Genomic DNA, 23261 nt, shown 5'->3' on the forward strand with positions numbered 1-23261 from the left:
GGCATGCGCGCCGATCGTAGAATGACCGTGGGCGGATCCGCCCGACATCCCAGGGAGTGAACGTGGCCCTCATCGTGCAGAAGTACGGCGGCTCGTCCGTCGCCGACGCAGAGAGCATCAAGCGCGTCGCCAAGCGCATCGTCGACACCCGTCGCGCCGGTCACGACGTCGTCGTCGCCGTGAGCGCCATGGGCGACACGACCGATGAGCTGCTCGATCTCGCGAACGAGGTCGCGCCGATCCCGGCGCCGCGCGAGCTCGACATGCTCCTCTCCAGCGGCGAGCGGATCTCGATGGCGCTGCTGGCGATGGCGATCCACTCGATGGGCTTCGAAGCGCGGTCGTTCACCGGCAGCCAGGCCGGCATGATCACCGACTCGCAGCATGGGGCGGCGCGCATCGTCGACGTCACGCCCGTGCGACTCCGCGAGGCGCTCGACGAGGGCGCCATCGTCATCGTCGCCGGCTTCCAGGGGTTCAACCGCGACACCCGCGACATCACCACGCTCGGCCGGGGCGGGTCGGACACGACGGCCGTCGCACTGGCGGCCGCGCTGTCGGCCGACGTCTGCGAGATCTACAGCGATGTGGACGGCATCTTCACCGCCGACCCGCGCGTGATCCCGAAGGCGCAGAAGCTCGACCACGTCTCCAGCGAGGAGATGCTGGAGCTCGCCGCCAACGGCGCCAAGGTCCTCTACATCCGTGCCGTGGAGTACGCCCGCCGGCACGGCGTCCTCATCCACGCCCGGTCGACGTTCTCGTCGGCCGAGGGCACATACGTTCTGGGCGAGGGCATGAAGAACCCTCGCGAAGCCGAGGGAGCAGTCATGGAAGAACCGATCGTCGCCGGCGTCGCCACCGACTTCAGCCAGGCCAAGATCACCGTCGCCGGAGTGCCCGACGTCCCGGGCAAGGCCGCCGAGATCTTCAAGATCGTCGCGAAGTCCGGCGCCAACGTCGACATGATCGTGCAGAACGTCTCCGCCACCGGGCGCACGGACATCTCCTTCACGGTCCCCAAGGCCGACGCCGCTGCCGCCCTCAAGGCCCTCGCCGGCGAGCAGACCGAGGTCGGCTTCCAGAACCTCATCCACGACGACCAGATCGGCAAACTGTCCGTGGTCGGCGCGGGGATGCGCACGCACTCCGGTGTCTCGGCGACCCTCTTCGAGGCCCTGTCCGCCGGCGGCATCAACATCGAGATGATCTCCACCTCGGAGATCCGCATCTCGGTCGTGCTCCGCGACACCGACCTCACCGAGGCCGCCCGCACCGTGCACACCGCCTACGGTCTCGACGGCGACGCGGAGGCCACGGTCCACGCCGGCACCGGCCGCTGACCCCACGCCGCCGCAGGCGTTCGCGCGGGTTCAGGCGTTCGCGCGGGTTCAGGCTGTGCTGTCCACGCGTGCCGGTTGTCCCGCGTTCGCCTGTTCTCGCGGGTCTGTCTGTTCTCCCGGGGCCCACACCAGCTCAGGCGTCCGCGCGGGTTCAGGCAGTCCTGTCCGCGCGTGCCTGTTGTCCCGCGTTCGCCTGTTCTCGCGTGTCTGCCTGTTCTCCCGGGGCCAGCGTCAGCACAGGCGTTCGCGCGGGTTCAGGCTGTGCTGTCCACGCGTGCCTGTTGTGCCGCGTTCGCCTGATGTACCGGGCGCGCCTGCCTTCGTGAAACGGACGGGCTTCGGGGTGGTCGCAGCGCGATAGACTCGCGGAAACCCTGACACCGGCGCCAGGCGCAGCATCAGCATCCCGACGCCGCGCCCGAAGCCTCGTACGCCGTACCGCACGAAGCCAAGGAACATCATGACCCGCATCTCCGAATCAGGACTCTCCGTCGCCATCGTCGGCGCCACCGGCCAGGTGGGCACCGTGATGCGCGAGATTCTCGCGGAGCGTTCGTTCCCGATCCGCGAGCTGCGGCTGTTCTCGTCGGCGCGTTCCGCGGGCACGGCGATCGAGTTCGGCGGACAGACGGTCATCGTCGAGGACGTCGAGGCCGCGGACCCGTCCGGGATCGACATCGCTCTGTTCTCCGCCGGTGCCACCGCCAGCCGCGCCTACGCCCCCCGCTTCGCCGAGGCCGGCGCCGTGGTCGTCGACAACTCCAGCGCCTGGCGCATGGACCCCGAGGTCCCCCTCGTCGTCAGCGAGGTCAACCCGCACGCGATCGACGACCGCCCCAAGGGCATCATCGCGAACCCGAACTGCACCACGATGGCCGCGATGCCGGTGCTCAAGGTCCTCGACGCCGAGGCCGGCCTGGAGCGCCTGATTGTGTCGACTTACCAGGCGGTGTCCGGCTCCGGACTCGCCGGCGCACAGGAGCTGCTCGGCCAGGTCGAGGGCGTGCTCGCGCAGGGCGACACGCTCCGCCTCGTGCACGACGGCTCCGCGGTCGACTTCCCCGAGCCCGAGAAGTACGTCGCGCCGATCGCCTTCGACGTGATCCCGTTCGCGGGCAACCTCGTGGACGATGGCGACAACGAGACCGACGAGGAGAAGAAGCTCCGCAACGAGAGCCGGAAGATCCTCGAGCTGCCCGACCTCCGCGTCGCCGGTACCTGCGTCCGCGTGCCGGTGTTCACGGGCCACTCGCTCTCGATCCACGCCGAGTTCTCCCGCGACCTCACGCCCGAGCGCGCCAGGGAGGTGCTGAGCGCGGCGCCCGGCGTCGTGCTCGACGAGGTGCCGACCCCGCTGCAGGCCGCGGGCAAGGACCCGAGCTTCGTGGGTCGCATCCGCGCCGACCAGTCGGCTCCGGAGGGCAAGGGTCTCGTGCTCTTCATCAGCAACGACAACCTCCGCAAGGGGGCTGCGTTGAACGCGGTGCAGATCGCCGAAGTGCTCGCGGAGCGTCTCGCACCGGTGTCCTGACCGCCCGGTGGTCGGCGGTGTCCTGCCCGCGAACTAGACTGGTCGGGTGACTGAAAACGTCGATGTCGTCCTGATCGGCGGTGGCATCATGAGCGCCACCCTGGGTACCCTGCTGCACGAGCTGCAGCCGGACTGGAAGATCGTCGCCTTCGAGCGGCTGTCGGACGTGGCGCAGGAGAGCTCGAACCCCTGGAACAACGCCGGGACCGGGCATGCTGCCCTGTGCGAGCTGAACTACATGCCGCAGCAGGGTGACGCTCCGCTCGACCCCGCCAAGGCGATCTCGATCAACGAGCAGTTCCAGCAGAGCCGCCAGTTCTGGTCCTCCCTCGTCGAGAAGGGCGTGCTGGACGAGCCGTCGACCTTCATCAACGCGACGCCGCACATGACGTTCGTGCGGGGTGAGAAGGACGTGGCCTACCTCAAGAAGCGCTATGAGGTGCTCAAGGAGCAGCCGCTGTTCGCCGGCATCGAGTACAGCGAAGACTCCCGCGTCATCAACCAGTGGGCGCCGCTGCTCATGCAGAAGCGGCGGAAGGGCGAGCCGTTCGCGGCCACCCGGGTGCCCGCCGGCACCGACGTCGACTTCGGCGCGCTCACGCATCAGCTCTTCGATCACCTGCGTGACTCGGGCGTCGCCGTGCGCACGAACCACGAGGTCAAGTCGCTCAAGCGTCAGAAGGACGGCACCTGGCTGATCAAGTACCGCACGACGGTCGGCCGCACCCCCAACGAGATCAAGGCGAAGTTCGTGTTCGTCGGGGCCGGGGGCTGGGCGCTGAAGCTCCTGCAGAATTCCGGTATCCCTGAGATCAAGGGCTACGGCGTCTTCCCGATCGGCGGCCAGTTCCTCAAGACGACGAACCCGAAGATCGTCGCGCAGCACAAGGCCAAGGTCTACTCGCAGGCCTCGGTCGGCGCGCCGCCGATGTCGGTCCCGCACCTCGACACGCGTGTCGTCGACGGCGAGGCATCGCTGATGTTCGGGCCGTTCGCGACGTTCAGCCCGAAGTTCCTCAAGAACGGCTCGATGCTCGACATCGTCACGCAGGTCCGGCCGCACAACCTCTGGCCGATGCTGCGGGTCGCCTTCGCCAACCCCGACCTCATCACCTACCTCATCAGTGAGCTGATGAAGAACCACCGCAAGAAGGTCGACAGCCTCCGCACGTTCATGCCGACGGCCAAGGACGAGGACTGGACGCTCATCGACGCCGGTCAGCGCGCCCAGGTCATGAAGAAGGACCCGAAGAAGGGCGGCGTGTTGCAGTTCGGCACCGAGGTGGTCGCCTCGGGCGACGGCTCGATCGCCGGTCTCCTCGGTGCATCGCCCGGGGCTTCGACCGCCGTGCCAATCATGCTCGACCTGCTGAAGAAGTGCTTCCCCGGCGAGTACCCGGGGTGGGAGTCGCAGCTGCGTGAGCTCATCCCCACCTTCGGCAGGAAGCTCAACGGAGACGCGGAGCTCGCGGAGGAGTCGACCGCCGCGACGGCCGCCGTCCTCGGCATCAACGTCTGACCTGGGCCCGTGGCGAAGCTCTACTTCCGCTACGGCGCGATGAACTCGGGCAAGTCGACCGCTCTGCTGCAGGTCGCCTACAACTACGAGGAGCGCGGCCAGCACGTGCTCCTCGCCAAGCCCGCGATCGACACCAAGGGTGCGGGGCAGATCGAGAGTCGCCTCGGCGTCACGCGGCCGGTCGACTTCCTCGTCGGTCCGGACGATGACGTGCGCGCGCTCTTCGCGGTCCACCGTGAGCGGATGCAGCGGTCCACAGAGGAGGAGCTCCTCCCGACCGGCCCGATCGACGTGGCCTGTCTCCTCATCGACGAGGCGCAGTTCCTCACGCCGACACAGATCGACGACCTGTTCCGCATCGCGGTGGAGGACGGCATTCCGGTGATGGCCTACGGCATCCGCAACGACTTCCGCACGCACGCGTTCCCCGGCTCCGCCCGGCTCCTGGCCATCGCGCACTCCCTGGAGGAACTCAAGACGATCTGCCGCTGCGGGCGTAAGGCGGTGTTCAACGGCCGCGTGGTCGGCGGCCGCTTCGTGTTCGACGGCGACCAGGTCGCGATCGACGAGGGCGCCGACGGTTCCGCCTCGCCCGAGCTCACGACCTATGAGTCGCTGTGCGGCACCTGCTACCTGGAGGAGTCCGGCGGCCGTCTGGGCTGACCCGCCGACCCACCCCCTTCCGGTCGCCCCACCCCTCTGCGTGCGTACGCACCGGGCCGGGACGCACGAAGAGGGGTGGCTCGCGCGCGCCGCATCGCCGCGTTGCGTGGTCTGACCACACGCGCTAACCTGTGGTCTGACCACAGGAGGCGAGATGACGGAGCAGCCGGCGCGTGCATGGCGACTCGTGCTCGAGCACATCGAGCGTGACCTGCTCGACGGTCGTCTCGGCCCGGGGGACCGGCTGCCGTCCGAACGGGACCTCGCGAGCGACCTCGGCGTCGGGCGGTCGAGTGTGCGAGAGGCGTTCCGGGTGCTCGAGGTGCTCGGCCTCATCCGCACGGCGACCGGCTCCGGGCCGCAGGCGGGCGCCATCGTCATCGCCACCCCCACCGGCGGGATGTCCGCGCTCCTGCGGCTCCAGGTGGCCGCGCAAGGCTTCCCGCTCGATGACGTCGTCCGCACGCGACTCGTGCTCGAGGACGCGGTCGTGGAGGCGATGGCAGGCGCCACCCACCGCGACACCGTCCGGGCGCACGAGCTGCTCACCGCCATGGACGACGGCGCCCTCACGCCGGCCGAGTTCCTGGCCCTCGACGCGCAGCTGCACCTCTCCCTCGCGGAGGGCAGCGGCAACACCGTCATCGCGGCGATGATGGCGGGCCTCCGCTCCGCCATCGAGTCGTACGTGCTCGCGGGCGCGGCGACCGTCGACGACTGGGATCGCATGGCCGACCGCCTCCGGTCCGAGCACCGTGCACTGGTCGCGGCGATCGACGCGGGCGAGGTCGACACCGCCCGACGCCTGGTCCGCGCCCACATCACCGGCTACTACACCGCCGCGGGCCTCACCCGCACCGTCCCCCCGCAGAACTGAGAGGCAGAACATGGTCCAGCGCCAGCTCCCCAACCCCGCCGAGCTGTTGGAGCTCATGAAGTTCAAGAAGCCCGAGCTCGACGGGCGCAAGCGCCGCCTCGACGCCGCGCTCACCATCGACGATCTGCGCACGATCGCCAAGCGCCGCACGCCCAAGGCTGCCTTCGACTACACCGACGGCGCCGCCGAGGGCGAGCTGTCGCTGAGCCGGGCCCGCCAGGCGTTCCAGGACGTGGAGTTCCACCCCGGTATCCTCAAGCCGGCGCCGGACGTCGACACGGCCGTCGACATCCTCGGCGGTCCGTCCGCGCTCCCGTTCGGCATCGCGCCGACCGGCTTCACCCGGCTCATGCAGACCGAGGGCGAGGTCGCGGGTGCCGGAGCCGCGGCCGCTGCGGGCATCCCGTTCACGCTGTCCACCCTCGGGACCACCTCGATCGAGGACGTCAAGGCGGCGACAGTCCGGGAGCCGCAGGGCCCCGTGCCCGGTCGGAACTGGTTCCAGCTCTACGTCATGCGCGACCGCGAGATCTCGTACGAGCTCGCCCGCCGCGCCGCCGCCGCGGGCTTCGACACCCTGCAGTTCACCGTCGACACCCCGGTCGCCGGTGCCCGTCTCCGCGACAAGCGCAACGGCTTCAGCATCCCGCCGCAGCTCACCCTCGGCACGATCATCAACGCCATCCCGCGGCCCTGGTGGTGGTTCGACTTCCTGACCACGCCGAAGCTGGAGTTCGCGTCGCTGAGCACGACCGGCGGAACCGTGGGCGAGCTCCTCGACGCGGCGATGGACCCGACGATCAGCTACGACGACCTCGCCGTCATCCGCGACATCTGGCCCGGCAAGATCGTCATCAAGGGCGTGCAGAACATCGAGGACTCCGTGCGCCTGCGGGACGCGGGCGTCGACGGCATCGTGCTGTCGAACCACGGCGGGCGCCAGCTCGACCGCGCCCCGATCCCGTTCCACCTCCTGCCCGAGGTCCGGCGTGCGGTCGGCGACGACTTCACGGTCATGATCGACACCGGCATCATGAACGGCGCCGACATCGTGGCATCCGTCGCGCTCGGCGCCGACTTCACGCTGATCGGCCGCGCGTACCTCTACGGCCTCATGGCGGGAGGTCGTCAGGGCGTCGACCGTACCATCGCCATCCTGCGCGGTGAGATCGAGCGCACGATGCGGCTGCTGGGCGTGGCCTCGCTCGCGGAGCTCGAGCCCGGACACGTGACCCAGCTCACTCGTCTGGTGCCCGTCTCCCGGGCGGCCGGCGTCGAGGTGCACTGACCCCTCTGCACGACCAGACCACGCCTGCACGACGGATTCGATCCTCCGGTCGTGCAGGCGGGTCGAGGTCGTGCGAACGTACGCGTCAGACCCGGGTGGAGAGGGTCGGCAGGAGCGCCTCGAGGCGAGCCGCCGTGTCCTCCCAGCCCTCGACGGCCACCGACGGCACGCCCAGCGCGAGGACGGGGTAGTCGTTGCCGCCCTCGTCGAGACGGTCGCCGTAGAACAGCATCGCCGTGAGCTCGATCCCGGTGTGGGTGGCGAGCTGCTGCATGCCGAACGCCTTGTCGATGCCGGCGCGGGTGATGTCGATGGAGGTCGAGCCGCCGGAGCGCACCTCGAGGCCGGGAAGCCGCGCGGCGACGGCATCGCGCAGGGCGCCGCGCTTCGCGCCGGTCGGATCCCAGGCGTGCTTCGCGTCACGCGGTGCCTGCTGACCGAGGGCCGAGAACGTGATCTGCGAGCCGCGGTCCTCGAGGATCTCGCCCCAGGGCTCGGTCTCCCAGAGCCCGAGGCGCTCCGCCTCCTCGCGCAGCGCGGTCAGGGCGGCGGTCTTCTCCTCGTCGCTCAGGTCATGGGCGTACACCGCGACGAAATCGCTGCCGTCATGCCGCAGGTATCGCGTGCCGCACGTCGGGAGCAGGTGGAGGCGGGCGAGCGCCTCCGGGTCGGCGTCCGCGAGCTGCGCGACGACCTGCGTGCGGAACTGCGCCTCGTTGCCCCCGGAGATGATGGCGACGTCGACGGACCGGAGCAACTCGTTCAGGAGCGCGGCGATCCGCGGGTCGATCGTGCCCTTGGACGGCGCGAGCGTGTCATCGAGGTCGAAGGCGACGAGAGAGGGCGATGTCATGATGCCTCCACTGTAGGTGTTCGCGGCCGGGAGGAGGGTGTGGTGGCGAGCAGCGTGCAGAACACCGCGAGGACGATGCCGATCGTCGCCCCGGTGGAGTTGGCCAGCACGTCGCTCACGGTCGCGGCGCGGTGGGGGAGGGCCAGGTACTGTGCCGTCTCGATCGCAAGAGAGAGGGTCGGGCCCACGAGCAGCGACAGCGGCCAGAGCCGGCGGGGCAGCAGCAGGAACGCGAGGATGCCGACGGGGACGAAGACGACGACGTTCGCGAGGATCTCGAGGCGCGTGAAGTCGAGGCCCGTCCAGCCGATGCGGTGGAGCGCGCTGAGGACGAGGTCAATCACGGAGGGCATCGTCTGCTCCACTCGCGCGGGCGTGAGCGTCAGGAAGGCGATGACGGCGAGGAACGGAAGCCCGAGAGCGAGCGCCCAGACGCGCGTCGAACGGCGTGGCGGCGGCAGGAGCCTCCCCATGCGTTCCCCTCTCGCACGACGTCCCGATACAGAGAAGGCCGCCCCTGCGGGCGGCCTTCTCGTGTCACTGGTCGGGGTGACAGGATTTGAACCTGCGACCTCTTCGTCCCGAACGAAGCGCGCTACCAAGCTGCGCCACACCCCGTTTTGCAACCCTCCGAGTCTACAGCGAAATGCCTCCAGCACCGAATCGAGCACGCACATCCGCGTGGCGCGCCGTGCGGGAGCCGTCGGCACGGGGATCCGTACCCGTATCTTCGGCCTGCTCAGGCGCGCGGTGTCAGGGTGAGCAACGTCGCCTCGGGGCGGCACGCGAAGCGCACGGGGGCGTAGATCGAGTGTCCGCAGCCGGCGCTCACGTTCAGCGGCGCCGAACGCCCGTCGTGCGTCCAGGTACTCAGCCCTTTGGCCTGCTTGAGGGGGATGTCGCAGTTGGCGACCAGCGCGCCGTACCCCGGCAGGCATACCTGGCCCCCGTGCGTGTGTCCGCCGAGGATCGCGTCCGCGCCGAGGTCGACGAAGCCGTTGAGCACCCGCTGATAGGGGGCGTGCGTCACCCCCAGCACGGGAGCACCGTCCGGGCGAGGGCCGAGGGCGGCCAGGGCGTCGGGGAGCAGATCCAGGCGATCCCAGTCGCGATGCGCGTCGTTCACGCCGAACAGATCGACGGACGCTCCGCGGACGGTCAGCCGCGCCGCGGTGTTGTTCAGATCGGTCCAGCCGAGCTCGTCCATGAAGTAGTCGTCCATCGCGGCGGTGTCGAGCAGCGCCGGCTGTCGGATCTTCCGAGACGGGCCCGCGAAGTAGCGCAGCGGATTGCGCGGCGTGGGCACGTTGACGTCGTTGGACCCGTGCACGAACACACCGGGGATGCCCGCCAGGGGAGCGAAGGCGCGCCGGATTCCCTGCAGCCCGTCCTCATGACCGAGATTGTCGCCGGTGTTGACGATGAGGTCGGGCTGAAGCTCGGCGAGCGAGGCGAGCCAGTCCTGCTTCCGATGCTGCCACGGCGCCATGTGCGCGTCGGAGAGGTGCAGGATCCGCAGCGGCGCCGCCCCGGCGGGAAGGGCCTCAGCCGTCACCTCCCGCACGGTGAACAGGTAGCGCTCGATCCCGATGCCCCACACCGCGGCGGCCGCACCGACGGCCCCCACCGCGCCGAGCGCGATGAGGGCCGGGTGTGCCGCGCGATATCCGTCTAGTTGCACGTCACTCTGACCGGTGTGGACTTCGTGGCCGCAGAGTTCGCCGCCGGGTCTGTGGCCGTCACGGTCGCTCCCTCCGCGTTGCACGAGCCGGCGCGTTCGACCGTGGTGAAGCCGGCTGCGATGAGTGCGGCATTCGCCGCCGTCGGCGACTGTCCGGTGACATCGGGAACCGTCACGCCGTTCCCGTTGCTCGGCGAGATCGTGATCGTGGAGCCCGCCGCGGCCTGCCCGGACGGATCCTGCGCCGCGATGATGTTCGTCGGCTTGTCGCTGTCGACGGGCTGACCCACCGACGCCGTGAACCCGGCGCGCTCGAGGGTAGCGGTGGCCTCTTCGATCGTCTGCCCGATCACGCTCGGCACCGAGACCTGCACCTGACGGATGAGGTTGTTGTCCGGCCGCGGGAAGTCGTCTCCACCGTACGCCTGGTTGGCGGCGCGCTGCGCCGCCTTCGCCAGCGGATAACGGACCTCGTTCAGACGATGGTTACCCGTCCAGACGTTGAAGACGTTGTCGTGGTTTCCGTTGGAGCGACCCGCCCAGACCGCAGTGGCGACCTTGGTGCTGGACTCGATCATCATGGTCGACCACAGGTCGTGCGTTCCGGTCTTGCCGATCAGCGGGGTGCCGTCGAACGGGTTGGCCACCGCGCCGGTGCCGCCCGACGTCATGACGCCCTGCAGAGCATAGGCCGCGGTCGCCGCGACCTCCTCCGCGAGCACGCCTTCGGTGCAGGAGGCCTTGGGAAGCTCGCGCTCCTTGCCCTCGGCGTCGATCACCTTGTCGATCGCGCGCGGCGTGCAGTACGTCCCGCCACTCGCCACGGTCGCATAGGCGTTGGCCATCGCGATCGGGGAGATGTTCTTCGGGCCGAGCACGTCGTAGGGGACGTTCTCCTCCGTGACCTTCTCGCCGCTGGCGAGCGTCACTCCCATCTTGTCCGCCACCTCGTTGATGTCGCAGACGTCGAGCTTGGACGCCATGGCGAAATAGCCGCTGTTGAGAGACTGGGCCGTGAACGTCATGGGAGTGCCCGGGTACCCGCGGCTGCGCCCGAAGTTGCCGATCTCCGCGGTGTTCGTCACCTGCGGGCTGCCGCACACCGGGATCTTCAGGTTCGTCTGCACGGTGCCGTTCAGGTTCTCCCGCACGGAGTGCCCCTTCTCGAGCCAGTCGATGAGGGTGAACAGCTTGTAGGTAGAGCCCACCTGGAAGCCGCCGGACTTGCCGTACTTCTGGTCGCCGGCGAAGACGAGGGAGGAATACGCCTGGTCGGTGGTGGGCGTCTCGGAGAACATCGTGTTCTGCGTGATGGAGAGGATTCGGCCGGTGCCGACTTCGATCGAGACCCCGGCGGCACCGAAGTACTTGTTGTCGAAGTTCGCGGGGACGATGTCGGCCATCGCCTCGGCTGCCGGGTCCTGCACACGGAAGTCCAGCGACGTGTAGATCTTCAGGCCGCCGCGGCGGAGCAGGTCACGACGCTCCTGGATGTCCGCGCCGAAGGCCTCATCGTTCTCGACGATGGACTTCACGTACTGGCAGAAGTACGCGTTGCGTCCCGCTGCCGCGCAGCCCTGGACGGGCACGGTGATGGCCGGCTCGATCGCCGATGCCATGGCCTCGTCGTGCTGCGCCTGCGTGATCTTCTTGTCGTCCAGCATGCGCCCGAGAACGTAGTCGCGCCGGTCCTTGGCGTCCTTGTAGCCGTCGGCGGCGGAGTTGTGCGACACACCGTCCTGCGTGTACGTGCCCTCCGGCTTGTCGATCCGATAGGTGTTGGGGTTCTGCACGATGCCGGCGAGGGTCGCGGCCTGCGCGACCGTGAGGTTCGCGGCCGTCGTGGAGAAGTAGTACCGGGCGGCGGCCTCGATGCCGTAGACGGTGCCGCCGAAGTTCGCGATGTTCAGGTAGCCGAGCAGGATGTCGTTCTTCGAGTAGTCCTTCTCGATCTGGATGGCGTAGCGCATCTCCTGGAGCTTGCGCTCGATGCCATCCACCCCGGACGCGTTCGTCGCGTCCTGCCAGCACTGCTGCAGCTCGTCCGAGTACGTGTCGGAGGCCGTGTCGACGTCCTGCTCGCACTGCTGGATGCGGACGTTCTTCACGAACTGCTGGCTGATGGTCGACGCCCCGCGGCTGGACGTGCCGCGCACGTTGTCGACGAGCGCCTTGACGGTCGCACCGAGGTTGACCCCGCCGTGTGTGTAGAAGTTCTTGTCCTCGCTGGAGAGGATCGCGTCGTAGAGGATCGGCGAGACTTCCTCGTACTTCACCGGGACGCGGTTCTGCTCGTAGAACGATGCCAGCACGACCGGCTGGCCCTCCGGGTTCGTGGCGTAGATCGTCGACTGCTCCATGGGAGTGTCGACCTTCAGCACCTCGGGCAGCTCATCGAAGATCGTCAGCGCCGTGGTGCCGGCGACGCCGGTCATCGCGAGGACGGGGGTGACGCTGGCGGTGACCAGCAGACCGGCGATGGCGCTCAGTCCGACGAGCCCGACGAGACCGCCGAGCACGCCCTTCACCGTGCGGTTCTTTTGGGGCATACGCTTGATCGTAGGGGAGTTCCCTGAATACCGGCTTTGACGAGCGCGGCCCGGTCTGCCCTGGACGCGCCCTGATCGACAGGAGTGCCATGACCACGTGGGAGTACCTCACCACGCCGCTGCTGATCCACAACACCGCGGCCATCCTCAACAACTGGGGCAAGCAGGGCTGGGAGCTCGTCCAGGTGGTGCAGGGCCCCGAAGGCGGTCTGGTGGCCTACTTCAAGCGCCCCGTGACGACGGACGGCTCGACCAACGCCGGTCTCGCCGCCGCCGCCGAGGCCTCGCGCCAGTTCGAGGGAGGCCAGGCATGAGCATCGCCGCCCGCCTCTCCGAGCTCGGCATCGAGCTGCCCGCCGTCGCCGCTCCTGTGGCCGCCTACGTGCCGGCGGTCGTGCACGGCGGCCTCGTCTACACGTCGGGCCAGCTCCCGTTCGTCGACGGCGCCCTCCCCGCGACGGGCAAGGTCGGCGCGGAGGTGTCCGCCGAAGACGCGAAGGCCTACGCGCGGACGTGCGCTCTGAACGCGCTGGCCGCTGCCGCCGACGTCGCGGGCGGTGTCGACCGCATCGCCGGGGTGGTCCGCGTCGGCGGGTTCGTCGGCTCGGCGGAGGGCTTCACCGGACAGCCCGGCGTCATCAACGGCGCGAGCGAGGTGCTCGGCGAGATCTTCGGCGAGGAGGGCCGGCACGCGCGTGCCGCCGTCGGCGTCGCGGAGCTCCCGCTCGGCAGCCCCGTCGAGGTCGAGGTCACGTTCCGCCTCGCGTAGTCCCCGCGCCCGGCTCGCCGAGACCCCGGGCACACGACGAGACCCCCTGCTGCAGACGTCTGCAGCAGGGGGTCTCGACGTGAACCCGGGGTCTCGCGTTACTTGACCTGGGCGGAGATGATGCTCATCACGGCGGTGTCCGCGAGCGTCGTCGTGTCGCCGACCTCGCGACCCTCGGCCACGTCGCGGAGCAGTCGCCGCATGATCTTCCCGGACCGGGTCTTCGGCAGCTCGCCGACGATGTAGACGTCACGCGGACGGGCGATCGCGCCGATCTGCTCGCCCACCCAGAGTCGCAGCTGCTGCGCGAGTCCCGCCGGGTCGTGCGCGGAGAGGTAGCTCTCCTTGATGATCACGAACGCGACGACCGCCTGACCCGTGGTCTCGTCCGAGGCGCCGACGACGGCGGCCTCCGCAGTGGCCTCGTGCGCGACGAGGGAGGACTCGATCTCCGCGGTCGACAACCGGTGACCCGAGACGTTCATCACGTCGTCGACGCGTCCGAGCAGCCAGAGGTCGCCGTCCTCGTCGAGCCGCGCGCCGTCGCCGGCGAAGTAGTAGCCCTGCTTCTCGAACTTCTCCCAGTACGTCTCGCGGAAGCGCTCCGGGTCGCCCCAGATGCCGCGCAGCATGCTCGGCCAGGGTTCGGTGATCACGAGGAGCCCGCCGTTGCCGTTGCCGACCTCGACGCCCTGCTCGTCCACCACGTCGATCGAGATGCCGGGCAGCGGCACCTGGGCGGAGCCGGGCTTCGTCGCGGTGATGCCGGGGAGCGCCGACACCATGATCGCGCCGGTCTCGGTCTGCCACCACGTGTCGACGATCGGCGTCGTGCCGGCGCCGATGACCTCGCGATACCACATCCACGCCTCGGGGTTGATGGGCTCGCCCACCGAGCCGAGCACGCGCAGCGAGGACAGGTCGAACTTCTGCGGGACGCTGCGACCGATCTTCATGAACGAGCGGATCGCGGTCGGGGCCGTGTAGAAGATCGAGACCTTGTATTTCTCGATGAGCTCCCACCAGCGGCCGGGGTGCGGGGTGTCGGGCGTGCCTTCGTAGAGCACCTGCGTCGCGCCGTTCGCGAGCGGGCCATAGGTGACGTAGCTGTGTCCGGTGATCCAGCCGATGTCGGCGGTGCACCAGTAGACGTCGGTCTCCGGCTTCAGGTCGAAGACGTTCTTGTGCGAGTAGGCCGCCTGGGTGAGGTACCCGCCGGAGGTGTGCAGGATCCCCTTCGGCTTCCCCGTCGTGCCCGAGGTGTACAGGATGAAGAGGGGGTTCTCGGCGGGGAACGCCTGCGCCGTGTGGTCGGCCGAGGCCGCGGGGACGACGTCGTGCCACCAGAGGTCGCGGCCCTCCGTCCACTCCACCTCGTTCTCGCCGCGCTTGACCACGAGCACGTGCTCGACGGTCTGCTGCTCACCTTCGCCGCGGTCGGCCAGCGCCTGGTCCACCGCGGGCTTCAGCGCGGAGACGCGGCCCTTGCGGTACCCGCCGTCCGCGGTGATGACGAGCTTGGCGCCGGCGTCGTCGATCCGGGAACGCAGGCTGTCCGCGCTGAACCCGCCGAAGACGACCGAGTGGATGGCACCCACGCGCGCCACCGCGAGCATGGCGGCGATCGCCTCGGGGATCATCGGCAGATAGATCGCGACGCGGTCGCCCTGCCCGATGCCGAGCCCCTCGAGCACGTTCGCGACGCGCTTGACCTCGTCCGTCAGCTCGGCGTAGGTGATGCGGCGGCTGTCGCCGGGCTCGCCCTCCCAGAAGAGCGCGACGCGGTCGCCGTTGCCGGCCTCGACGTGGCGGTCGAGGCAGTTGTAGGCCACGTTGAGCTCGCCGTCGTCGAACCACTTGGCGAAGGGCGGGTTGCTCCAGTCGAGGACCTGGGTGAAGGGCTTGTGCCAGTGCACGAGCTCGCGCGACTGATCGGCCCAGAAGCCCTCGCGATCCGCAGCGGCGCGCTCGTAGAGCTCTTTCGAGGCGACGGATCGGGCGGCGAACTCCTCCGACGGCGCGAAGCGCCGGGTCTCGTCGAGAAGGTGATCGATCTGACTGCTCATCGGCAGGCGCTCCTTTGCGGCGTTCGGGTCGTGCAGGCATGGCCGCAGGGGGAGTGCGACCAGGTCAGGGTGAATCTATCCCCGCCCTCCACCGTCGAATACTGCCGAAAGTCGGTAGTCGGGTGGGTTTTGTGAGGACGGTCGCCTTGCGTACACTCGACGGCAGCCGAAATCTCATTCCGGCCTTGGCGTGCCCGATTCCCCCGATCGAGAGCCGCCGTGGGCGGCATCTCATTCCCCCCGTGAGATGCCGCCCTTTCTCATGGGAGCGTTCCCGTCCGCGCTCGCTCGCGATCGGCTCCTCCACAGCGGAAGACGGTGCCGGCTTGTGCACACGCGCCGCGGGAGCGCGGGCACCGCGCGGTCGAGGCCGGCGTCCTGCGGCCTACCGTCGCCGTATGCCTGACCGATTCGTCATCCAGCCGCGCTCGTCCGAGACGCACGCGGCGCCACGCTCGCCGCAGGAGGCTCTCCGGACCGAGCCGGCTTTCGCCCCGCTCGCGCCGTTCCTCGACGACGAGGTCACGGACGTGTTTCTGAACGGCGCGGATGCGCTGTTCGTGGACAGGGGGAGGGGCGCGGTCCGTGTGCCGGACTGGCGGGCGACGGAGCGGGAGGTCCGGGAGCTCGCCGTGGCGCTCGTCGCGATCGGCGGGCGACACCTCGACGATCAGACGCCGTGCGTCGACGTCCGCCTCGGGTCCGGGGTCCGGGTGCACGCCGCGCTGGCTCCGGTGTCGGCGCGAGGCACAGCCGTGTCGATCCGCGTCCCTCGCGTGCATGCCGCCGACCTCGATGCGCTCGCGGCGCGCGGAGCGTTCGATCCGCGGCAGCGGCGATGGCTCGGCGCGCTGGTCCGCGACCGGGCCAACCTCCTCCTCACCGGGGGCACGGGCTCCGGCAAGACGACGCTGCTGTCGGCCCTGCTGTCGGAGGTCCCGCCCGAGGAGCGCATCGTCACGATCGAAGACGTCGCGGAGCTGCGGCCCGGGCATCCGCACCATGTCGCTCTGGAGGCCCGGCAGGCCAACCTCGAAGGCGCCGGTGAGATCGATCTGGCACGGCTGGTACGGGAGTCCCTGCGCATGCGGCCCGACCGCCTCGTGGTGGGCGAATGCCGAGGAGTGGAGGTGCGGGAGCTGCTCACCGCGCTCAACACCGGGCACGACGGCGGCGCCGGCACTCTGCACGCCAGTGGCCTGGCCGACGTCCCCGCGCGGTTGGAGGCTCTGGGAGCGCTTGCCGGCATGGACGCGGTGGCCCTCGCGCGTCAGGCGGTGAGTGCCTTCACCATCGTGCTGCACCTGGAGCGGGCTCGGGATGGCGTCCGACGCATCGCGAAGGCCGGCCGTCTCGCGCTCGAGGGCGACCGTCTGACGATCGAGGAGGTCGAGCCGTGGTGACGCTCCGGGTGGCGCGTCCGGCGTCGGATGCCGGTCCGCACGTCGCCGATTCCGTCCAGACGCTCGCCGTGCTCCTGCAGGCCGGGGCGATCCCCCTGGTCGCCTGGCGGCACCTCGCGGGCACGGGAGACCCCGCCGCGACGGCGGTGCTCGAACGAACGCGCGAGGGCATGCCGCTGGTCTCCGCGATCGAGGCGCAGGGTGGCATGTGGACGGAGCTGGCGGCGGCCTGGGATGTCGCCACGACGGTGGGAGCGCCGCTGGCCGACGTGCTCCGCACCATCGTCGAGGCGCTGCGCGATGCCGCGTCGGCGGCCGACGATGTCCGAGTGGCTCTCGCCGAGCCCGCGGGGACGGCGCGCCTGCTGCTGTGGATGCCGCTGGCGGGTCTGCTGCTCGGCGTCGCGCTGGGATTCGACACCCTGGGCGCCGCTCTCGGCACTCCTCTCGGGGCCGTGTGCGTCGTCGCGGGGCTGCTGCTGGTCGCGGCCGCTCGGCTCTGGACACGGCGGCTGCTGCGCCGAGCACGCGCAGCGCCGGGCACGCCGGGCATGGCCGCGGAACTCGTCGCGGTGGCGCTCGCCGGCGGCGCACCGATCGACCGCGCGGTCGCGCTCGCCACCGAGACCGGCGTCGTCGACCCCGCCGAGCGCGACCGCGTCGGCCAGGTGCTCGAGCTCTCCCGCGCGGCCGGCGTCCCCGCCGTGGAGCTGCTCCGCGCGGCGGCGGCGCAGGACCGGCATCGCGCCAGGGTCCAGGGGCGTCTCCGCGCTGCGCGCCTCTCCACGCGCCTGCTGCTTCCGCTCGGCGTCTGCACGCTGCCGGCGTTCCTCCTGCTCGGTGTGGCGCCCCTCCTGCTCAGTGTGCTCGCCTCCACGCCGCTGCCGACCTGACCCTTCCGTGATCACCGACAAAGAAAGAGGTACGAAGATGAACGACACGCTCCCCACCCTGGACCGGCGCCGCGCCAGGGCCCTCTTCGGAGACGACACCGGCGCAGCGACCGCCGAGTACGCCATCACCACCATGGCGGTCGTTCGGCATATAAAGCGTACTTCAGCTGGACTCGGAGTCAGCGCCGCTATTCCCTGACGGGCGGAACCGCACTTGCGCGCGGCGCCCACAGGGAGTCCAGTAGTTCTGGGACGATGGCGACGTGAGTCTCCCTTCACTTGCCCGTATACGGGAGTTGAGCACCCTTCGGTACTGGCGACGGCTGCAGCTCCGGCAGGAAAGACGGCAGCGTCTCGCTCGGTTCGCGTCAATGATGCGGATTCGGACCGACGGGGCACGCACAAACCTGACCGCCGGATGGCAACTCGCGATCCGGAGCTTTGGGCAGCTCGTTCTAGCTTGTGTGTGTGTTGCCTCACTCGAACTTGTCGCTGGTTTACTGCGCCGAATCCCAGCATTAGCCGACAGTCCGCTGTTCAACCCGCCCGCATCGAACCTTGCTGAAGTTGTATTGGCCCTCGTCGGGGCGGCAGTTGCCGTTGGCGCGACTCTACTCGGTCTCTACTACGCGACGGTTGGCGTGATCGCTTCAACCATCTACAAGTCCGTGCCAGGTGACGTGCGCGACTTGTTCTTGCAGGAGCGAAATAACGAGACCTACCTCAGGGTGATAATTCTGACGATCGCGAGTGGCATCGCCACGCTCGTCCTGGGAGTGCTCGATCACGCTGTTTCGGGCCTCGCGTTGCTTGGCGTTGGCGTCCTGACGGCCGTGACATGCATCGGCCTTATTGTGGTCACCCGACGTCTCTTGGAGTACTTCGATCCTTCCAAACTCGCGCTGCCGCTAATGCGTCAGCTGTCGACAGCGATTCAGACAGCTGCGGCGGAGAAGTCGCGGGACGTCTCGTTTCGTCAAACTGAGGCACATACCCTAGCCCTACGCGCCATCACTTCGTACCGTCACCTTGCTCAGCTGCTCGAGGAATCCGATCTTCGTAACGCCACGGCTCCGGTCGTCTTGAGTCGGCAACTGATCTACATACTTAAGCTCTATTCGTCCTGGAAGCACGCCATTCCAACAGGAAGCAACTGGTGGAGCCGCGTGCCACGTCATCAGAACTGGCTCACGCCCAGCCATGGAAGTCTTGATCTTGCGTTGAACACCTCTGTCGGCCTCCCCCCTCAGTTGCAACCCGACTACCTGTGGTTCGAGAACGCTGTAGGGCGGGCACTCAGCCGTAGCCTGAAGGTCGCATTCCAGTCTCAGGGGGGTGCGGATGCGCTGGCCATGTCCGAAGAAGTCGCGGACCTCGTCGGGCAACTGACAGCACGGCTCCAGAATGACGAAGCAGTGGCCATCGCGACCATGTGGGAGCGCGTGGTGATGGCGGTGGTTGCTACCCCGAAAGTCGCATCGGCTGACGCTGACGACTACGAGCTGCGCCTCAATCAAATGGCAGCGGCCGAAAGCGTCGTTCGCCCAGTCACAGTGATGTTGCTCGGGCTTTCTCGCGCCGCTACTTCACTTCGCCGACGGGACCTTTCTGCCGAGTTCGAGGCAGGACTCTCTAACAAGGATGGGCTAGCTGCCAGCGGATTGCCCACGGAGACTCGACAGATGCTCGAGAACTTCGCAACGGCCATCCGCCGCGAGGTGGCTAGCGAGGGTCGGCGTATCACGCCTGCATGGTGGGTCGATCATCTGGCAGCGAGAAGCCTTGCTGACGCGCTTCTTCAGACCGAAGCAGGCATCATCGGTCTCGTCAGAGACCGCGCGCTCAAGCATGTGTCCGAGTTCAACGCGGCAGGAAGACCGGATCTCGCCGCTGTCGCCGGCATGGCGTCACTTGAGCTGCTCAACAAGTTCGACCACCACGAGGACGCAGTTCGGCGCGCGGAAGAAAGACTAGGTTCCTTCCGCAACTCGAACATCGGGATCGATCGGTGGCCTACACATGCGGAAAGTCTTGATGCGGCAAGCCAACATCGATCTCTTCTTGGACAGCTTGCCGCACTTCTTCCCACGTTGCGCACAGCCGAGTTCGACCCTCGCGAGCCTGACCTCTATGGCCAGCTTTATCAGTTCGTGGTGGATGGAGCATTTCATGCGATCCTCGATGGCGACTCTGAACGAGGGCTTCGTATGTACAGCGCGGCCCTCGCTGAAATGGAATCTGCACGCGCGCGGATCATGAGCGACCTCAAGCAGCAAGAGGCCCAGACCCGTCTGGTCTACGCGCTGGAACCGCTGATCACAGCGATGGACCTCGCTGGATATGCGCTCCTCATGTACGAGCTCGACGGTAGCGGCATCTGGCCAGAAGTGAAGACCAAGTGGGACCGTCTTCTGGACGCAAGTCCGCAACTGCCAAGCTTCTTGCTGACAGCAGCCAAGTTCGTCGAAGACACGTTCGCGCTGACCGTTGGCGGAGTTGAACGGAGTCGTCGCACTATCGCCCTCGGGCAGGTACTCAAAGAGCGGAACCTAGGCAGCGAGTGGGAGATGCTGTTGGATGAGAGCGACGAGCGCCCACATCCCAGCCCTATCGTTTCCGCGTTTGCGCCGCGAGGTCTGGGAGTTCAGGAAGATCTGTACGCGCTTTTCATCGCTGAGTACCTCGCGGCGTTCTTGGAAGAGGACGTGGATCTGGGGCACACGACAAGACTGATAGCGGAAGAGATCGCGAGGTATCGAGCGGAGCGACCCGTTATGGGCCACGACGACGGGGAGGAGGAGTAAGTGTACGACGACGCATTTGCCGGTATGGTGGCCGACTGGTCCGAGCAGGTTCCTTACGAGGCCCGTCCAGAAACTCCTGCGCCCGGTCGGCGGCAGATCCCTGACCCAGCCGGCAAGCTGCATATGCTTCTGCAGGACCTCCGCACCCGGGTTCTTCCGTATGGGGATGGCACGCACGACGGATTCAAGGTACATCTCGTGCCTGACAACGCGGACGTGGCTCGCCTGATAACCAACGCGCTACCGGTTCGGGGATACCCGCATAGCCAGCTCGCCCGAGCGTTCCGCGACTATATCGAAACCGCCCTGTGGCATCTGACCTTTGGATCTCTCTACCTCAAGCTTGTTTACTACCGCCCGGCCGATCAGCCGGCTGCCGGCCCCGTCGCATTCAGAATCGAGGTCCTGGAGCCCGAAAGGATTCACAAACGCTTCGGCCGGTACTTCTACTGGATGCCCAGGGTGGGGCCGAGCGATGACGTCGCCGTATGGACAAAGGTGCCGTTGCCTGCGGGAGGGCTGGTCGTGGTGTCCTTGCCGCGACCTCTCAGACGGACGGTTGACAGAGCTGTACGGGTCATCGACGCGACCAACCAGGACCTCAAAGTAATGTCTGACTTTACGTTCGGCCGTTTCGCGGGCAAGTCCGCGTTTGACCTTGGCAGCTACAACCAGAAGATTGCGGACGTTGTGCTGCGTGAGACTCGGGAGGTGGGGTGGGGCGGTCGAGGTCTTCTAACCGAAGGCATGCTCGACCCATACAAGGCGTGGCGGGAGATCCAGTTCGCCCGCTTCAATGCGAATCTCCGCGACCTCGCGGTCGGCGGGTTGCAGGACGCGATCAATCGTGCAGGTGCCGCAATTGGGTTTGATGCCTCCCTGCAACTCGCGGGAGTCTTGACTAAGGCCGACCTCGACCGGCTCGAACACGACCTGAGTGCGGGCACTCGACCTATGAGGGAGATCTTCGCGCCGAAGATTGTCGACTAGCACTGGCTCATCGGCCACCTGCCCAATGAGGTCGACCACGCTGCCCCAGGAAACCACTGCCAGGCGGCCGCGTTCTCTCGCTAGTCGTCAGACATGATTCGGCCGTCATCTTCGAGCCAAACTCTCTTGCCATCGCTGATTCGAGTGGCAACCGTCGTCAGGTCTGGATCGGTGATCCGTGCACCATCCCCGACAGACGCCCATCTCTTCGACAGCTCATGCCTGATCTCATCCACAGGCCTTCCGGCGAACTCGGCGGAGACGCCGTCCAGTACCTCCTTGAGAGCACGGACACGCGCTTCAAGCCACCGCGGAAAGTCGGGATTCATCTGAAAGCTCATTGTCGGCCGCCCTTCTTAGCTCAGAGGGTAACCCTCGCTTCCGACATCGCGATGTCCCACCCGCGAGTACGACCGCGATGAGGCCCTAACATGTGGGGAGAAATGCCAAGAGGCGGGGGGCGGCATGATTCCAGGGTTCGACGTCGACGCTAGCTCGATAGTGGCTGGGCGCTACGTAGCCACCGCGGACGAAGTGCGTGACCGGTTTGTCCGGGACACGCAGTTCGCGGCGTCGTCAACACGCCGCCCCATCTGAGACGAGTGGCAAGAAGCGACGGCAGCGCTACGTGAGGTTGTGCCGGTCGCGCAGGTCTGGATCGCGGGGAGCTTCACGACGACGAAGCTCGACCCGAACGACATCGACTGTCTCTACTGGCTCGACGCGGATCTCGTGGAAACCGCGATGTCCGACGAGGTGGCTAAGAATGTGATTGGGCTGTTCGCACAGCCCAACGCTCTACGGAACAGTTTCGGTCTGCGGATCGACTCGTACGTCGCCACATGGCGGTCCATACCAAGCCCGGCTCTTGGCGACCACCTGGATTGGAAGTATTACAGGGATCGTGGACACTGGGATGATTGGTGGCAGCGACAACGCACCGGCCCACAAGGTTCGCCCCCGGGACGTCCCGATAGCATCCAGCGACGGGGTTACTTGGAGGTGACACTCGATGGATTCTCCGATTGACCGGAGTAATACCCTCCGCGACAGGCTTAGAGCCGCCCAGGGTCCCCGCTGGGAACGCGCCGAAGATCTGAACAGAATGAGCATCGAGGGACTCTGGGGGGGCGCGTGCAGCGGCCCGAATCGTACGGAGCACGGGTTCCATCCGCGTCGCGGGCGTGAATGTGCAGGATCACCAGGCTCGCCTAGATGCTGCCGGGCATATCCTGCTCAACTTTCAGCGCCTTGTGAACGCCGCAGGAGCCGCTAAGAAGGGCATTCGATCCAATCGCGGAGCTCTGCCTGGTGAGGTCACCACGCTAACGCAACTGAAGCTGTTGATGCAGCCTCTCCTCGGCAGCATGGTTTTCGAGGTCGGTCCCGAAACGTTGCCCGAAGCGGAGTTGATTGCGGAGGGGGGTGTCGCGATCTTCGACCAGCGACAGCGCCAGTTTGTCGACGAATGTGTCGTGGATGCGATTGGTCTTGTTCGTGTCGCCCACCAGATCGGCCCCAACGCTGATGAAGGCGAGTTCATCCAGCTCGTGCAGGAGGGTGGACCGCGGGTTGCGAGCGCGGTTCGAGAGTTCGCGAGGGGTGTTGAGCAAGCAGACTTCGAGGTGGATCTTGAATGGAGAGAGCCGAGCCATGAGACTCAAAGGGCTACCTTCAACAAGGCTGACGCGGCCCTCGTGCGCCAGCTCGTCGTCGCGCGAGAGCTGGACCAAGAGCAGGTCTCGCTCGCGGGAACTCTCGTCACGCTAAGCACTAGGGACCGTTGGCAGCTCGACATTGGGGACGACCACATTGTCGTCATCGACGCGACGGCGCTTCCGAATGCCGTCGACGTTACGCAGTTCCATCTGACAGGGCGTATCAAGATTCAAGCCGTACCGATGGTTCGCGAACTGCCCGGCGGAGGAACCGTGACGACCTACCGAGCGGTGAATGCCACGCCGCTCGATGACGACGAACAGGGGAGCTAGCGATGTCTGACTTCTTTTGCCCGCGTCCCGACTGTGGGCAT

19 protein-coding genes, 1 tRNA gene and 1 pseudogene are annotated in these 23261 nt (G+C 67.6%); 14 read left to right on the top strand and 7 right to left on the bottom strand.

Features of this window, described 5'->3' with window-relative positions; translation table 11 throughout:
- The first annotated feature begins 62 nt into the window (after positions 1-62).
- The 6 genes from AUV07_RS11300 (at position 63) to AUV07_RS11325 (ending at position 7221) form a co-directional block, all read left to right on the top strand.
- A complete protein-coding gene (locus AUV07_RS11300) occupies positions 63-1343 on the top strand; it encodes an aspartate kinase (protein ID WP_025104257.1) in 1281 nt (426 codons plus the stop codon).
- Between the two features lie 460 nt (positions 1344-1803).
- Positions 1804-2874 (top strand): aspartate-semialdehyde dehydrogenase, encoded by a 1071-nt coding sequence (locus tag AUV07_RS11305; protein WP_062636204.1) that lies wholly within the window; start codon positions 1804-1806, stop codon positions 2872-2874.
- Positions 2875-2962: 88 nt separating this feature from the next.
- Entirely contained in the window at positions 2963-4393 is a 1431-nt protein-coding gene (gene mqo, locus AUV07_RS11310; RefSeq protein WP_231868272.1) for a malate dehydrogenase (quinone), read from the top strand.
- A gap of 9 nt (positions 4394-4402) precedes the next feature.
- A complete protein-coding gene (locus AUV07_RS11315; protein ID WP_062636208.1) occupies positions 4403-5056 on the top strand; it encodes a thymidine kinase in 654 nt (217 codons plus the stop codon).
- 154 nt (positions 5057-5210) lie between these two features.
- Positions 5211-5933 carry a FadR/GntR family transcriptional regulator gene (locus AUV07_RS11320; RefSeq protein WP_062636210.1) on the top strand — a complete coding sequence of 241 codons (723 nt, stop codon included), beginning with the start codon at positions 5211-5213 and terminating at the stop codon, positions 5931-5933.
- A 10-nt stretch (positions 5934-5943) separates the two neighbouring features.
- The gene (locus AUV07_RS11325; RefSeq protein WP_062636211.1) at positions 5944-7221 is read left to right on the top strand and encodes an alpha-hydroxy acid oxidase; all 1278 of its coding nucleotides are present in this window, start codon (positions 5944-5946) and stop codon (positions 7219-7221) included.
- A gap of 85 nt (positions 7222-7306) precedes the next feature.
- Here the strand turns inward: AUV07_RS11325 and AUV07_RS11330 are convergent, their stop codons facing one another.
- The 5 genes from AUV07_RS11330 to AUV07_RS11350 form a co-directional block, all read right to left on the bottom strand.
- Complete coding sequence (locus AUV07_RS11330) at positions 7307-8074, bottom strand: HAD-IIB family hydrolase (protein ID WP_062636213.1); 768 nt, start codon at positions 8072-8074, stop codon at positions 7307-7309.
- Positions 8071-8547 carry a VanZ family protein gene (locus tag AUV07_RS11335; RefSeq protein WP_062636215.1) on the bottom strand — a complete coding sequence of 159 codons (477 nt, stop codon included), beginning with the start codon at positions 8545-8547 and terminating at the stop codon, positions 8071-8073. The genes AUV07_RS11330 and AUV07_RS11335 overlap by 4 nt, the downstream gene beginning before the upstream one ends.
- Positions 8548-8615: 68 nt before the next feature.
- Positions 8616-8692, bottom strand: a tRNA-Pro gene (locus AUV07_RS11340).
- A 121-nt stretch (positions 8693-8813) separates the two neighbouring features.
- Positions 8814-9755, bottom strand: coding sequence for a metallophosphoesterase (locus tag AUV07_RS11345; protein WP_062636217.1), 942 nt, complete (start codon positions 9753-9755; stop codon positions 8814-8816).
- Positions 9746-12304, bottom strand: a complete 2559-nt coding sequence (locus AUV07_RS11350) for a transglycosylase domain-containing protein (protein ID WP_062636219.1) — start codon at positions 12302-12304, stop codon at positions 9746-9748. The genes AUV07_RS11345 and AUV07_RS11350 overlap by 10 nt, the downstream gene beginning before the upstream one ends.
- 89 nt (positions 12305-12393) lie before the next feature.
- Between AUV07_RS11350 and AUV07_RS11355 the strand changes: the two genes are divergently transcribed.
- On the top strand, positions 12394-12618 hold the full coding sequence (locus tag AUV07_RS11355) for a hypothetical protein (RefSeq protein WP_025104267.1): 225 nt from the start codon (positions 12394-12396) through the stop codon (positions 12616-12618).
- Positions 12615-13073 carry a RidA family protein gene (locus tag AUV07_RS11360; RefSeq protein ID WP_025104268.1) on the top strand — a complete coding sequence of 153 codons (459 nt, stop codon included), beginning with the start codon at positions 12615-12617 and terminating at the stop codon, positions 13071-13073. Before AUV07_RS11355 ends, AUV07_RS11360 begins: the two co-directional genes overlap by 4 nt.
- A gap of 98 nt (positions 13074-13171) precedes the next feature.
- Here the strand turns inward: AUV07_RS11360 and acs are convergent, their stop codons facing one another.
- Positions 13172-15139: an acetate--CoA ligase gene (acs, locus tag AUV07_RS11365; protein ID WP_062636222.1), complete on the bottom strand. Its 1968-nt coding sequence runs from the start codon at positions 15137-15139 to the stop codon at positions 13172-13174.
- A gap of 398 nt (positions 15140-15537) precedes the next feature.
- Between acs and AUV07_RS11370 the strand changes: the two genes are divergently transcribed.
- The 4 genes from AUV07_RS11370 (at position 15538) to AUV07_RS11385 (ending at position 21229) form a co-directional block, all read left to right on the top strand.
- A complete protein-coding gene (locus tag AUV07_RS11370; protein WP_062636224.1) occupies positions 15538-16542 on the top strand; it encodes a TadA family conjugal transfer-associated ATPase in 1005 nt (334 codons plus the stop codon).
- Entirely contained in the window at positions 16536-17435 is a 900-nt protein-coding gene (locus AUV07_RS11375) for a type II secretion system F family protein (RefSeq protein ID WP_062636226.1), read from the top strand. Before AUV07_RS11370 ends, AUV07_RS11375 begins: the two co-directional genes overlap by 7 nt.
- A gap of 641 nt (positions 17436-18076) precedes the next feature.
- Positions 18077-20239, top strand: coding sequence for a hypothetical protein (locus tag AUV07_RS11380; RefSeq protein ID WP_197462141.1), 2163 nt, complete (start codon positions 18077-18079; stop codon positions 20237-20239).
- A complete protein-coding gene (locus tag AUV07_RS11385) occupies positions 20240-21229 on the top strand; it encodes a hypothetical protein (protein WP_062636230.1) in 990 nt (329 codons plus the stop codon).
- A gap of 80 nt (positions 21230-21309) precedes the next feature.
- Here the strand turns inward: AUV07_RS11385 and AUV07_RS17640 are convergent, their stop codons facing one another.
- The gene (locus tag AUV07_RS17640; RefSeq protein ID WP_157524039.1) at positions 21310-21570 is read right to left on the bottom strand and encodes a hypothetical protein; all 261 of its coding nucleotides are present in this window, start codon (positions 21568-21570) and stop codon (positions 21310-21312) included.
- A 271-nt stretch (positions 21571-21841) separates the two neighbouring features.
- Between AUV07_RS17640 and AUV07_RS18230 the strand changes: the two are divergent.
- Both AUV07_RS18230 and AUV07_RS11390 read left to right on the top strand, forming a co-directional pair.
- Positions 21842-22258 (top strand): annotated as a pseudogene (locus AUV07_RS18230) (DUF6932 family protein); the annotation flags it as partial.
- Positions 22259-22413: 155 nt separating this feature from the next.
- Positions 22414-23220, top strand: coding sequence for a hypothetical protein (locus AUV07_RS11390; RefSeq protein ID WP_157524041.1), 807 nt, complete (start codon positions 22414-22416; stop codon positions 23218-23220).
- The last annotated feature ends 41 nt before the right edge of the window (positions 23221-23261 follow it).

This window comes from Microbacterium sp. CH1, from assembly GCF_001595495.1.
In the GTDB taxonomy this organism is placed as follows: domain Bacteria; phylum Actinomycetota; class Actinomycetes; order Actinomycetales; family Microbacteriaceae; genus Microbacterium.